The following is a 13,384-nucleotide window of genomic DNA, read 5'->3' as shown; positions in this document are numbered from 1 at the left end:
TGACCGGAAATCCAGACTAGGGCGCTGGGGAGCCGACGGGCTGAACAGTCGCGCGTCATCGGCTCCGGGCGGAGACTGCCTCGCTTCCCGGTCGTGTCGCTCGAACCGTCGGGACTGTCTTGAGCCGCGTCGCGCCAATGGAACGACACTCGCTCACGGGCTCGTCCAGAGCACTCTTCTCCGAGTGGGTCACGCGGCCTTGATACAGGCGGTATAGCCCAAACGCGGCTGGAGAGAGGGAGATTCGTCCGGCATGCTGCCCCGCCTTTGCCTGCACGCTGTAGAGGAAAAATCGGGCTGTCTGCCGTCGAAGCGAGAGGTGGGGATATGAGCGCACTGACACGGAGAGCGTTACTCCGTTCCGGTTTGCGCTGCTGTCTGGTCATGCCGTGGTTGAAACCCCTGGAGGCAATTGCCGACCAGTCTGCGCCGCAGGCAAACCCGTCGGATCAACGGACGGCGTCCGGTCTGACCGACACCGAGATCATTCTCGGGGTGTCGGCGGCATTCTCCGGTCCCTCCCGGGGGCTGGGCATCGAGCTGTGGCGAGGGGCCAGCGCCTACTTCACGCATGTCAACCGGCACGGGGGCGTGGCCGGCCGCAAGGTGACGCTCAAAACGTATGACGACGGCTACCAACCCGACCCGTCGGTCAGGAACACCATGCAGCTGATGCTACAAGACCAGGTGTTTCTGCTGTTCGGTTACGTTGGCACGCCAACGGTGACCCGTGTCCTGCCCATGCTCAAGAAGTTCCAGGACCGGAATATCTTTTTGTTCTTCCCCTTTACCGGAGCGCAGCCGCAGCGGGAGCCGCCGTATGGCGACTTCGCCTTTAATCTGCGCGCCTCCTATCGCCAGGAAACCGCCGGTCTGGTCGACAATTTCGTGCGCATCAAGCGCAGACGCCTTGCCGTGTTCTACCAGGCCGACGCCTATGGACGGAGCGGCTGGGCTGGGGTCAGACGTGCCCTCCAGCAGTACGGGGAACGGATTGTCGGCGAGGCGACCTACCGCCGGGGCGAAAAGTTCACCGCCAGCATGCGCAAGCAGGTCGAAATATTGAAGGCGTCCGAGCCCCAGGCGGTGATCTGTATCGGCTCGTATGCGGCCTGCGCGGCCTTCGTGCGTGATGCGGTAGACCTCGGGCTGCGGGTGCCGATTGCCAACCTGTCCTTTGTCGGTAGCGAAAACCTGTTGAAACTCCTGACCGAGATGGGTGGCGACAGCGATCCGTATACGCGACTGCTGGTCAATTCTCAGGTGGTGCCGAGTTATGAAGAAACCGCCATACCGGCCGTCAGAGAATATCGTGCATTGATGCAACGCTACGATCCGCAGCCCCCCACGGCACTATTGAAGGAAGCCTACACGCCCTTTGCCCACAGCTTCGTCAGCCTCGAGGGGTTCCTCAACGCCAAGCTGATGGTAGAAGTGCTGCGCCGGCTTGGCGACGACCCGGCACGCGGCCGTCTCGAGAAGGCGGTGTTCAGCGTCCGGGATTTCGATCTCGGCATTGGTGAGCCGGTTTCCTTCGGTCCCGAGCGTCGTCAAGGTCTCCAGCAAGTCTACTATACCGTTGTCGCTGAGGGCCGGTTTGTGACGCTGGATAATTGGGAAGCCAGATTTTCATAACATGAAGGTCCACAAACTTTTTCAGAAAACGCTGTTCGGCGTGTTTTTTCTGTTTGGGGCGATCAGCCTGTCAACCTCCATTCTGTGTGTCTACACGGTCGATACACATTTGTCGGAGGAGTACGAGAGCAACAGCAAGAACATTGCCAAGACCATCGCCGATTCGAGCGTGGACATTCTCTTGAATCGGGATCTGGCGGCCCTGCAATCGCTCATCGACCAGTTCGTCGAAATTCAGAGCATCCGCTATATCTACATCACGGACGAAACAGGCGAGTTGCTGGCCCACACGTTTGTTCCCGGCATTCCCGAAGAGATTCGGCTCGGAGACGCGACGCGTACCGAGACCGTGGAACGCAATCTGCCCGGCATGGGAGATTTCGTGGAAGTCGGCAGCCCGATTCTGGCCGGCGTTGCGGGCACCGTTCATGTCGGCATGGACACGGGTCTGATTGCACTGAAAATTCAAAGAGCGATCGGGCGCCAGGTGTATCTGATCTCGATCATCCTGGTTGTTGGCGTCTTTTCTGCCATCTGGTTCGTCAACCTGGCGGCCAAGCCGCTGGGCGACCTGCTGGCTTATGCGGTGGAGCTGGCGCGTGGCCGGGATGGCGTGGGAGCGGCGGACGACGAGCTGCTGGGACGAAACGACGAGGTCGGCCAACTGGCCCGCCTGTTCCTCTATTTTGCCCAGGGCCGGGATGCCGAAGGAGGGCAGTCGGCACCGCCCGGAAGCGAAGGCTTGGCGGACCGCACCGGTGTCGAGGGCGAGGGGCGGGCCGCGCCGTCCGGAAGCGAGAGGTAGCGCTGTCCGCACGGGAGTTCCGACGGCGCGCCGCGCGGGGTGGAGCGCACGGGGAAATTGCGAGAGGCGATGGAGTGAGAATGGCGAAACCACAGGCGCGGCTCCCGCGCTCGATCATCGCCCTGTTTTGCGTCGTCCTGCAGCTGTGCTTTGGGACGGTGTATGCCTGGAGTTTCTTTCAGACTCTCCTCGTCAGACAGCTTGGCTGGTCGTTCACGGAAACAGCCTGGGCTTTCAGTATCGCGATTTTTTCGCTAGGCACCGCTGCGGCCTGGGCGGGCGCCGCCCTGCCGCGGTTCGGGCCGCGCCGCTTGGCGCTGGTCGGCAGCGCCCTGTTTTCGGGTGGCTATCTTGTGGCCAGTCTGGCCCTGCATCTGGACTCTATTGGGCTGTTCTACCTCGGCTATGGCGTTATTGGTGGGGTGGGAATCGGGCTTGGCTACGTAACGCCAGTCGCCACCGCAGCCAAGTGGTTTCCGGACTACAAGGGCTTGGTGACCGGTACCGTGGTGATGGGCTTCGGTGTGGGGGCGTTTATTTTGAGCAAGGGACTGGCGCCCTTTCTGGTTCTGCGAACCGGGGGAGACCTGGCCCTGATCTTCTTGTGGCTCGGAGTTGTTTTTGCGTGTATCCTGCTGCCTTCCAGCCTGGCCTTGAGCGATCCTCCGGCCGGGGGTGAACCTGTTGCCCCAAGTCCTCGGAATGCGACGGAATCGAGTGACTCGGTTGCGCCCTATCTGCGGTCTTCCGAGTTCGTCTTCATGTGGATCGTCTTTTTTTTCAATATCGCGGCGGGCATCTCCGTCATCAGCTTTCAATCGCAACTCCTGCAGGAAGTGTGGGGACTGGCCGACCCCTCGGTGGAGCCGGCAACGCTGGCCGAGTATGGGGCGACCCTGATCGCCGTCAGTTCGCTGTGCAACGGAGTGGGGCGGCTATTCTGGGGCCTGCTCTCGGACCGGATCGGCCGCGTTCGGGTCTTTAGAATTCTGCTCCTCAGTCAGATGATCGTCTTCGGTATTCTGATGACCGAGCGGAACCCCTGGGTCTTTTCCGCGCTCGTGTGTTACGTCCTGTTATGCTTCGGAGGCGGCTTTGCCACCATGCCCTCTTTTGTCCTCGATGTCTTTGGCATGAAGAAGATGTCCACCATCTACGGAGCGATTCTGACGGCCTGGGCCGCAGCAGGGATTTTCGGTCCCCTGTACGTGGGTTATCTGAAGGACAGCTATCCCGACCGGGCCGTGATCTATTGCTTTTTGATCGGGATCCTGATGCTTGGCCTGGGCTACATCTTCTCCTACCTGTTGAACGACGATCGTATTCGGCTCGGTCGGCCGACTGTGGAGGACACGCTCCGGCAGTATGGTATCGCGCCCGTTCGGTGAGCAGCCCTTGGGGTCCGGGGATCAGGCCGCCTAGGTCTGGCTCTTTGGGGCGGGGGGAAGCTGGAGGCTGACCGGGACTCCGTTGGCAAGAATGGTGGCTTGGGCCAGCAGCTCCTGAGCCGAGAGTTCTTTGTTCAGAAAGGCGTGCAGGGGTTCTGTCGGGAAATAGAACTTGACCTCTCCGGCTTCGCCCGCCTGATCGGGATCGTCGAGCGCCGCGTTCAGCTGCTCAAGGTTGGCGTAGGGTCGGGAGTGGTAGTGGAGGGCCAGCATCACGCCGTCGGCCGGAAATTCCAGGGTCTCAAAGGCCAAGAACGACTGCGCCACGATCTTGGTCCACAGGTCCACCAGCCGGTCGGTTGGGTTCAGCACTTGAGAGTTATAGATCAGGCCGGTCTGCACCCGAAAAGTCAGGAAGGTCTGTTCTTGCCGGGTTTCAATGCCAACCACTTCCACCGATGCGGTGAGCAGACCGCCGCTACGTCTGGCGGTATCGAGCAGGCGGCCTAAGAGGGCAATCGTATCGGGGCCATACTTTTGGTGGAGTTCGTGGAGCAGCTCCGCCAAGCCCGGTGGGAGCGACCGATTCCAGGTGGGGAGGTCGGTTGCCGAAGCGGAGCCGGGTCCAAGCAGGCAGCCGACAAACAGAACCCACCGAAGATATGCCAATACGCGGTGCCGCACAGCTCGGCATCATGCCAAGCTTCTCGCCGTGGCACAAGGACCTTGCCGACCGCTCCAGGCTTGGTGTATGGAAGGGTGCATTCCTGGAGTCTGGATGTGAAAAATCGCTTGCGTTTTTCTCCGCTCGAACGCAAGGTCAAAACCGCTCTGGCGCGGTTTTTTTCCTCCCAAGGAGATGCTGGTCCGGGTGACCGCCCCATCCGTATTGGAGTCGGGGTGTCAGGTGGCCCGGACTCGGTGGCCCTGTTGAGCGCCCTGCTGGCCCAACCGGAGAGCACCCGACTGTCCCTCAGCGTGCTCCACGTCAACCATGGGCTGCGGCCGGAAGCCGAGCGTGAACAGCGTCACGTCGAGCGGCTGTGTCGGCGCTGGCAGCTGCCCTGTGTGGTCAAGAAACTGGACTCCTCCCCCCCACATGGCCTCGAAGCCTGGGCGCGCGCCGAGCGCTATCGGTTTTTTGGCGTGGCAATGGAGCGGGAGGGGCTGGACTATCTGGCTCTGGCCCATACCCGGGACGACCAGGCCGAAACCGTGTTGTTTCGGCTCTTGCGGGGCAGTGCCCGGCGTGGCCTGAGCGGTATGCCGCCGAGCCGTATGATCGGAACGCGGGGGGATAAGCGGCTCATCCGTCCGCTGCTGGACTGTACGCGGCAGGAAGTCCTGGCGTATCTGGCCGAGCGCAGGCTGTCGTCTGTGACCGATCCCAGCAACGCCGACCTGAGCTATGCCCGCAACCGCATTCGGCACCGTCTGCTGCCCCTGCTGGCGACCGAGTTCTCGCCCCGTATCGCTCGTCATCTGGTTCATCTGGCCGACACTCTGCGCGCAGAGGAGGACTGGCTCGAAGCCGCGACAACGGGAGCGCGGGAGCGCGTCGAGCAGGAGCGGGACGGTAAGCCCGGCCTGTGCCTGCACGCCTGGGCGGCGGAGCCCGCAGCCCTACGGGTGCGTATCGTGCGCCAGTGGCTCGAACGCGCCGATCCCGACCGCGAACTGGGCTTTCGCCACCTCGAACAGGTCTGCGTCCTGGCTGAGGGCCGGATCCGGGGGACTGTTGAACTGCCCGGCAGCCTCCAGGTCCGGGTCGAGCACGGCTGTCTGATCGCTGAGCCAAAGCGACTCATCACCCAACCCTACGCCTACCCCATCGCCTGCGGACAAGAGCTGAGGCTGCCCGCCGTCCTCCACATTCCCGGTAGCGGCTGGCGGTGTCGGCTGGGTGCGCCGATCGCGTGGCAGGCTGCTCCGGCCCAGGCACGAACGGTTGACCCGTGGCGGACCGTGTTTGACGCCAGGCTGGTGGCCTCAGGACTCCAGATCCGGAGCGCACGTCCCGGAGACCGGATTGCTCCCCTGGGCATGGCTGGCCGAAAGAAAGTTTACGATGTATTCAGTGATGCCAAGCTGCCGCGCCGTCTGCGCCCAGTCTTTCCCCTGGTCGTTGTGGCGGACAACGATGTCGAGGTGGCCTGGGTGCCTGGCCACGTCCGGGGCAAGGTCGGACTGGTGACGACGACGACGCGTGCGGTATGCCAGTGCGTGGTCAGCCCATTGCCGGAGAAAGTAGAACTATGTTAGGCTGGCCGCAGGTAACGGAAGGGGGCTTTAAGGAGTGAACAAAGTTTCACACAATCTCGCTTTATGGCTGGTGTTGGGACTCATGATTCTCCTGCTGTTTAACGTATTCAGCCGCCAGCAGTCCCCAAAACCCGAGGTAGCGTTCAGCGATTTCTTTGCCGCTCTCCAACGCGGGGAAGTCTCCGAGGTCACCATACAGGGACAGACGATCCACGGCCGCTTCAGCGACGACAGCCGCTTTACCACCTTTGCGCCGGACGATCCCGAGCTGATGCACACCCTGCGCGAGCAGGGCGTGCGAGTGAGCGCCCGGCCCGAGGACAGCGATCCGTGGTATGTGGCGGTTCTGGTCCAGTGGTTCCCGATGCTGCTCCTGATCGGCGTCTGGGTGTTCTTCATGCGCCAGATGCAGATGGGCGGGGGCAAGGCCATGTCGTTTGGCAAGAGCCGCGCCAAGGTGCTGACCGAAAATCAGCAGACGGTGACTTTTAGTGATGTCGCGGGCATTGAGGAGGCCAAGCAGGAGCTGGAAGAGATCATCGCCTTCCTGAAAGACCCCAAAAAGTTCACCCGCCTGGGCGGTCGGATTCCCAAGGGCGTGTTGCTGGTTGGCGCGCCGGGAACCGGGAAAACCCTGCTGGCCCGGGCGATTGCCGGCGAGGCCGGGGTGCCGTTCTTTTCCATCAGCGGCTCCGACTTTGTCGAGATGTTTGTCGGCGTCGGCGCGTCGCGCGTCCGCGACCTGTTCATCCAGGGCAAGAAACAGGCGCCGTGCCTGATCTTTATCGACGAGATTGACGCGGTCGGTCGCCACCGCGGGGCGGGACTGGGCGGCGGCCACGACGAACGCGAGCAGACGCTCAATCAGCTCCTGGTCGAGATGGACGGGTTCGAGGCCAATGAGGGGGTGATCCTCATTGCCGCCACCAACCGGCCCGACGTGCTCGATCCGGCCCTGCTGCGGCCGGGACGGTTTGATCGGCGGGTGGTCGTGCCCCACCCGGATGTCCGTGGCCGTGAAGAGATCCTGCGCGTCCACAGCCGCCGGGTTCCAACCGACGAGAGTGTTGATGTCGAAACCCTGGCCCGGGCAACGCCGGGTTTCTCCGGGGCCGATCTTGAGAACCTGGTGAACGAGGCCGCCCTGCTGGCCGCCCGCCAGAACAAAGAAAAAGTCGGCATGGAAGACTTTGAGCTGTCCAAAGACAAAGTCTTGATGGGAGCTGAGCGGCGCAGCCTGATCCTGACGTCCGAAGAGAAACGCAACACCGCCTACCACGAGGCTGGCCATGCGCTCGTCGCCGGACTCACCCCCGGCACCGATCCGGTCCACAAGGTCTCGATCATCCCGCGCGGCATGGCGCTGGGAGTGACCCAGCAAGTCCCGGTCGACGACCGGCATACCTTCTCCAAAGACTATGTGCTCAAGCGGCTGGCGGTCATGTTTGGCGGTCGGGTGGCGGAAGAGATTGTGCTCGGCCATACCACGACCGGCGCGGGCGACGATATTGAGAAAGCGACCGACCTGGCCCGGCGTATGGTGTGTGAGTGGGGCATGAGTGAGAAGCTGGGGCCGATGACGTTCGGCAAAAAGGATGAGCAGATTTTTCTGGGCCGCGATTTCACCCAGATGAAAGAATATTCTGAGCAGACGGCGATTGAGATTGATACCGAGGTGCGTCAGATCATCATGCACGCTTATGAACGGGCCAAGGCGCTGTTGCAGACCAATATCGAGGTCTTGCACAAGATGGCCGAGCACCTTCTGGAGAAGGAAGTCCTTGACGGGGCCGAGATTGCCGAGATGATTAAGCTGTTTGGCAAAGAGCCGGACGGGATGAAGGATTCCCCGGCACCGGCCGGAGCCTAGTCCGAAAAGTGAGGCCACCAATGCCACCCGCCGCCTGTCCCGGCCACCGGTGTTCGAGGGGTGTCCTCAGGAGACGCCCCGACGCCGTCGTACAGGCACCGCCCCTGTCCGGGCGGATGGTCGCTCTGATTGGTGCGGGGGCGGTAGCCTAAGCTCCATGGCCGATCTCTTCGTTCAACTGCGCTGGCAAGACCTGCTTGATGTCGTCCTCATCGCCTGTGGGGTGTACTGGATCCTCCATCTGATCCGCGGCACCCGGGCGGTGCAGATGCTGGTCGGTCTCGTCCTCCTGTTTCTGGCCTACCTCGGCTCTCAGCTCTTGGAGTTGTACACCCTGAACTGGATGCTGGATAACTTCCTCGGCTCGATCCTGCTGGTGATTGTCGTGCTGTTTCAGAACGATATCCGCCGGGCCTTGACCGAGATGGGGCGTGGCTCGCTGCTCGGCGTTCGCGTGCGAACCGCGTATGCCTCGGTTGTCGAAGAGGTCAGTCAGGCGGCAGTGTCCTTGGCCGCAAAACGAGTCGGGGCGCTGATCGTCCTCGAGCGGACTGTTGGGCTTAACGATTACATCCGGTTCGGCACCCCGCTTGATGCTCGGGTGGGCAGAGAAATGCTGGAGAGTATTTTTCTGCCCGCCTCGCCGATTCATGATGGTGCGGTTGTCATCCAGGCCGGGCGGATAAGCGCAGCAGGATGTTTCTTGCCGCTGACTGCCAATCCCGGAGTAGACAGACACCTCGGTACACGTCACCGGGCGGCAATCGGGCTGACCGAGGAGACCGATGCGCTTGTTGTTGTGGTGTCGGAAGAGGAAGGGGCTGTCTCCCTGGTGCGGGAAGGGCGGATTGAGCGCAACCTGGATGTCGGCACGCTGCGTGCCTCGCTCCAGCAGTTTTTTGTCCATGCTTAAGCACGGCTTGCATATCGCCTGGCGGCTCATCTTTCGGAATCTCTTTATGAAAGGGTTCTCCGTGGTCTTTGCCGCCGGACTGTGGCTGATGGTGAACGCCGGAGAGCGGGACACCGAAAAGTCGTTGACCTTTCCGCTCGAATGGCGCAACCTGCCGCCCCACCTGGTCGTGACCGGCGCACAGGTCGATTCGGTCGATGTTCAGGTCCTTGGACCGCGCACCCTGCTGGGCTTGCTTGACCAGCAAAAAGTCGTGCTGGACCTGGCCGGGATGCGTCCCGGACGCTCGTCTTTCCGGATCGGGTCCGAGCGGCTCAGCCTGCCGCGCGGAGTGCAGTTGGTGCGGATCAGTCCGTCTCAGGTCAACCTCGATATTGCTCGGATTGAGACGCGCACCTTGCCGGTCCATCTTGACGTGCACGACGAGCCGCCCCCGGACTACCGGGTCGGCGAGATGGAGCTAGTGCCCGATACCGTCGAGGTCACCGGTCCGGCGCCGGCTGTCGCCCGTCTGCAGTTTGTGCTGACCGAGCCCTTGCAGCTGAGTCGGCTGACCCAATCGACGACGCTCGATCTTGATTTGATGCGGCCCCAGGACGGTCTGCTGTCCTACAATCTGCAACAGGTGCGCGTCCGGGTCGACGTGCAGGACGTGATACTCTCGCGTGCCTTCCAACAGATCGCGCTGACCGTGCGCAATACGGACTTGGCCTCCAGCCTCGATCCCGCCACGGTCGATGTTGTCGTGTCCGGCCCCAGGCGGGTGCTGGAACAGCTACAGCTGACCGAGGAGGAGGTGTTTGTGGATGCGGCCAGTCACGAGCCGGGGACGGCGCCGGTTGTCGTCACGGTGCTGGTGCCGCCGGGGGTGGAGATTGTCTCCCAAGAGCCGCACGAGGTGTCTCTGACCCTGATCGACATACCGGCCGTTCAGTCGGATGTGGAAGACCAGGAGTCACAAGCGGAATCCGTCGGGACTGCGGACGGACACTAGGCGCGTCGCAGCCGCACGGGCGAGAGGGATACGGCGTATGACGGACAGGGGCAACGGGCAGGGCGATGCGCATACCGGGGAACGCTTGTTTGGCACCGACGGCATTCGGGGCGTCGCCAATATCGAGCCCATGACGGCTGAAACGGCGCTGCGGCTCGGCCGGGCTCTGGCCTATGTGTTTCGCGACGTGCCGGGCCGGCACAGGATTCTGATCGGCAAGGACACCCGTTTGTCGGGCTATATGCTTGAGACCGCCCTGGCCTCCGGCATCTGTTCGATGGGTGCCGACGTGCTCCTGGTCGGGCCTCTGCCGACTCCCGGGATTGCCTTTCTGACCCGCAGCCAGCGGGCGAATGCCGGCGTCGTGATCTCCGCCTCGCACAACCCGTTCCAGGACAACGGGGTCAAGATTTTCTCGCGGGACGGGTTCAAGCTACCCGACAGTCTGGAAGACCGCCTTGAGGCGCTGGTCATGGACGGCAAGATCGACCATTTGCGACCCACCGCAACCGCCATCGGCAAAGCCACCCGGGTGGATGACGCCCTGGGCCGCTACAACGTCTTTGCCAAGACCGCCTTTCCGCGTGAACTGACCCTAGACGGGATCAAAGTCGTCATCGACTGCGCCAACGGCGCGGGCTACCGAGTAGCTCCCGAAGTCCTGACCGAGTTGGGCGCGCAGGTGACTGCGGTTGGGGTTGAGCCGAACGGAGAGAATATCAACGCCGACTGCGGAGCGCTCCACCCGCACCACGTACAACGCCTGGTCCGCGAGACCGGGGCGGACATCGGGCTGGCCCTCGACGGCGACGCCGACCGGGCCATCCTGGTTGATGAGACCGCCGAGGTCGTTGATGGCGACGCCATTTTGGCGATTGCGGCCGAGGAAAAACTGCGGACCGACAGCCTGCCACACAAGACCCTGGTAGCCACCGTGATGAGCAACCTCGGCCTTGAGGCGGCGCTACGCCGGATGGGTGGACAGCTGGTCCGCACCCCGGTTGGCGACCGCTATGTGGTCGAAGCGATGCGACGGGGTGGTTATGTGCTGGGCGGAGAGCAGTCCGGACATGTGGTCTTCCTGGACACCGGTACGACCGGGGACGGGCTGATTACCTTTTTGTCGGTCTTGGCCATCATGATTCAGCGCCAACAGCCGCTGTCCGGACTCAAGCGGGTGATGACGCGTTACCCCCAACACCTCATCAATGTCAGAGTCCGGGAGCGGCGCGATCTGGCCAGCGTCGAACCTATCGCCCTGGCCATTCGGCGGGTGAGCGAGGCGCTGGGCGATTCCGGCCGCCTGCTGGTGCGCTACTCCGGCACCGAACCCCTGGTCAGAGTCATGGTTGAAGGCGCCGACGCCGACCGGGTACGCGGCTACGGCGAGGAGGTGGCCGACGCGGTGCGCACCCATCTGGGCGAATCGGAGCAAGAGCCGTGACGTATCTGGTGACGGGCCAACAGATGCGGGAGCTCGACCGGCTCACCATCGAGCGCTACGGCACACCGGGTCGGGTTCTCATGGAACGGGCCGGAGCTGGGGCCACGACTCACCTGCTGGAGGCGTTTCCGCAACTCCTGAGCGACACCCGGAAGGCTCGCGTGCTGGTGCTGGCCGGCAAGGGCAACAACGGCGGTGATGGCTTTGTCATGGCTCGCCTGCTCAGACAACGCGATCTGACCTGCGAGGTCGTCCTGGCGGCAAAACGGGCGGACGTAGGTGGCGATGCGCGCCGCGCGCTGTCGGCCTTTGTGCGCGGCCGAGGACGCATCACCGAAGTGACCCGGCCGGATCAGCTGCCGCTGGTCGAGGACAAGCTCCGCAGCTGTGGTCTGGTCGTTGATGCCCTGCTGGGGACCGGACTTAACGCGCCAGTCCGGGGCCTGGCCGCCGGACTGATCGCACTGGTCAACGGCAGTGGCCGGCCGGTGGTCGCGGTCGATATTCCGTCCGGCTTGGATGCCGACCGGGGACAGCCCCTGGGGGACGCGGTGCGGGCCCGACTGACCGTCACCTTCGGCTATCCCAAGCTCGGTCTGAGCCAGTACCCCGGGTTGGACTATGCCGGCCGTCTGGTGGTCGTTGATATCGGAACCGCGCCTGAAGCGCTGGCCACAGTCCGGCCGACCGTGGAGCTGCTGAGTCCCGAAACGGTGCGGCGGTTTGTTCAGGCTCGTCAGCCCGACTCACACAAGGGCAGCTTCGGGCACCTGCTGGTTTTAGCCGGCGCCCGGGGCAAGAGCGGTGCCGCGCTGTTGGCCGCCTCGGCCGGTCTGCGGACCGGAACCGGTCTGGTGACCCTGGCCGGGCCTGAGTCCCTCGTTCCGGTCTTTTCTGCGGCGGTGCTCGAAGCCATGACGCTTGGCCTGCCCGAACGCGCCGATGGCAGCCTGCGGATGGCGGCCGGTGCGCTGCGTGAGGCGCTCCAGGCCCGGACCGCGGTCGCCTTCGGGCCGGGTATTGGCGTATCGGCCGACACGCTGAAGCTGACCCGCTGGCTGCTCAAGAATACTGAGCTGCCGCTCCTGATCGACGCCGACGGCCTGAACTGCGTGGCCAGCCAGCCCGCCATGCTGCGGGACGCGTCGCAGCCGGTCGTGCTGACCCCGCATCCGGGCGAAATGGCAAGGCTGACCAACTCCAGCTCGGCCGAGGTCCAGGCCAGCCGTCTTGAGTGTGCCCGCGACTTTGCCACCTCCTTTCGGTGTCATGTCGTTCTCAAAGGCGCCCGGACGGTCATTGCCGCTCCCGACGGCTGGGCCTGGATCAACCCGACCGGCAATCCCGGGATGGCCAGCGGGGGGATGGGCGATGTCTTGGCCGGGATTATTGGCGGCCTGCTGGCCCAGGGCTATCAACCCGCCGAGGCGTGTCAGCTGGGCGTCTTCATACATGGCAGCGCGGGTGACCTGGCCGCCCGGGAGATCGGACCGGCCGGGATCCTGGCCCGCGATGTTATCGACCGGCTGCCGCGCTCGCTCCGCTCGCTGTCAGCCTCCGCCCGGCCCGCGCCTCGGCCATGAATGCCAGCCTGACCGTACGGACGTGCAGCCCCGAACAGACCCGGGCGCTCGGCCGGGAGGTCGGGCGGCGCCTGTGGCTCGGCGCCGTGGTCGGCCTCGATGGTGACCTGGGGGCCGGTAAAACCTGTTTTGTGAAGGGCCTGGCCGTCGGCTTGGGACTTGATGGCGAGGAGATCACCAGCCCCACCTTTACTCTTATCGCTGAGCATTATAGGCAGGGGGCTGCGCTGTTCCATATCGACCTGTACCGTCTGGAGGGCCTTGGGGCTGAGGATATGGAGGAGTTGGGGCTTGAGGAGTATCTGTCCGGCCGGGGAGTGAGTGCCGTCGAATGGTTCCGGTTTCTGCCGGCCGGTCTGCTTGAGGAGTATCTGTTGGTATCCATACGCTTTGGTCCTGCCGATGCCCGGGTCATTACGCTGACGGCGTATGGCGGGCCCTACCAAGGCGTGATACGTCAACTTGGCGAACACCTTTCCTGCTGAAGACA

At 63.4% G+C, this 13,384-nt stretch carries 11 protein-coding genes; 10 read left to right on the top strand and 1 reads right to left on the bottom strand.

From position 1 onward, the window contains the following. The first annotated feature begins 327 nt into the window (after positions 1 to 327). The 3 genes from J4F42_06615 (at position 328) to J4F42_06605 (ending at position 3,828) form a co-directional block, all read left to right on the top strand. A complete protein-coding gene (locus J4F42_06615; protein ID MCE2485169.1) occupies positions 328 to 1,635 on the top strand; it encodes an ABC transporter substrate-binding protein in 1,308 nt (435 codons plus the stop codon). A 1-nt stretch (position 1,636) separates the two neighbouring features. Beyond that, entirely contained in the window at positions 1,637 to 2,440 is an 804-nt protein-coding gene (locus J4F42_06610) for a hypothetical protein (GenBank protein MCE2485168.1), read from the top strand. An 80-nt stretch (positions 2,441 to 2,520) separates the two neighbouring features. Continuing rightward, positions 2,521 to 3,828: an OFA family MFS transporter gene (locus tag J4F42_06605; GenBank protein ID MCE2485167.1), complete on the top strand. Its 1,308-nt coding sequence runs from the start codon at positions 2,521 to 2,523 to the stop codon at positions 3,826 to 3,828. Between the two features lie 30 nt (positions 3,829 to 3,858). Here the strand turns inward: J4F42_06605 and J4F42_06600 are convergent, their stop codons facing one another. Further along, the gene (locus J4F42_06600) at positions 3,859 to 4,395 is read right to left on the bottom strand and encodes a hypothetical protein (protein ID MCE2485166.1); all 537 of its coding nucleotides are present in this window, start codon (positions 4,393 to 4,395) and stop codon (positions 3,859 to 3,861) included. Positions 4,396 to 4,608: 213 nt separating this feature from the next. Between J4F42_06600 and tilS the strand changes: the two genes are divergently transcribed. The 7 genes from tilS to tsaE all read left to right on the top strand — a co-directional run bounded on the left by tilS (position 4,609) and on the right by tsaE (position 13,379). After that, entirely contained in the window at positions 4,609 to 6,090 is a 1,482-nt protein-coding gene (tilS, locus tag J4F42_06595) for a tRNA lysidine(34) synthetase TilS (GenBank protein ID MCE2485165.1), read from the top strand. Between the two features lie 82 nt (positions 6,091 to 6,172). Then, on the top strand, positions 6,173 to 7,960 hold the full coding sequence (gene ftsH, locus J4F42_06590; GenBank protein ID MCE2485164.1) for an ATP-dependent zinc metalloprotease FtsH: 1,788 nt from the start codon (positions 6,173 to 6,175) through the stop codon (positions 7,958 to 7,960). Between the two features lie 157 nt (positions 7,961 to 8,117). After that, complete coding sequence (gene cdaA, locus J4F42_06585; GenBank protein ID MCE2485163.1) at positions 8,118 to 8,873, top strand: diadenylate cyclase CdaA; 756 nt, start codon at positions 8,118 to 8,120, stop codon at positions 8,871 to 8,873. 46 nt (positions 8,874 to 8,919) lie between these two features. Next, positions 8,920 to 9,867, top strand: a complete 948-nt coding sequence (locus J4F42_06580) for a hypothetical protein (protein MCE2485162.1) — start codon at positions 8,920 to 8,922, stop codon at positions 9,865 to 9,867. Between the two features lie 37 nt (positions 9,868 to 9,904). Further along, the gene (locus J4F42_06575) at positions 9,905 to 11,311 is read left to right on the top strand and encodes a phosphoglucosamine mutase (protein ID MCE2485161.1); all 1,407 of its coding nucleotides are present in this window, start codon (positions 9,905 to 9,907) and stop codon (positions 11,309 to 11,311) included. Beyond that, entirely contained in the window at positions 11,308 to 12,894 is a 1,587-nt protein-coding gene (locus J4F42_06570; protein MCE2485160.1) for an NAD(P)H-hydrate dehydratase, read from the top strand. The genes J4F42_06575 and J4F42_06570 overlap by 4 nt, the downstream gene beginning before the upstream one ends. After that, positions 12,891 to 13,379 (top strand): tRNA (adenosine(37)-N6)-threonylcarbamoyltransferase complex ATPase subunit type 1 TsaE, encoded by a 489-nt coding sequence (gene tsaE, locus J4F42_06565; protein ID MCE2485159.1) that lies wholly within the window; start codon positions 12,891 to 12,893, stop codon positions 13,377 to 13,379. Before J4F42_06570 ends, tsaE begins: the two co-directional genes overlap by 4 nt. The last annotated feature ends 5 nt before the right edge of the window (positions 13,380 to 13,384 follow it).

Source organism: Desulfurellaceae bacterium (genome assembly GCA_021296095.1).
GTDB lineage: Bacteria > Desulfobacterota > Binatia > Bin18 > Bin18 > JAAXHF01.
The sequence above is the reverse complement of the archived record's forward strand: the minus strand, read 5'-3'. Positions and strand labels throughout refer to the sequence as shown.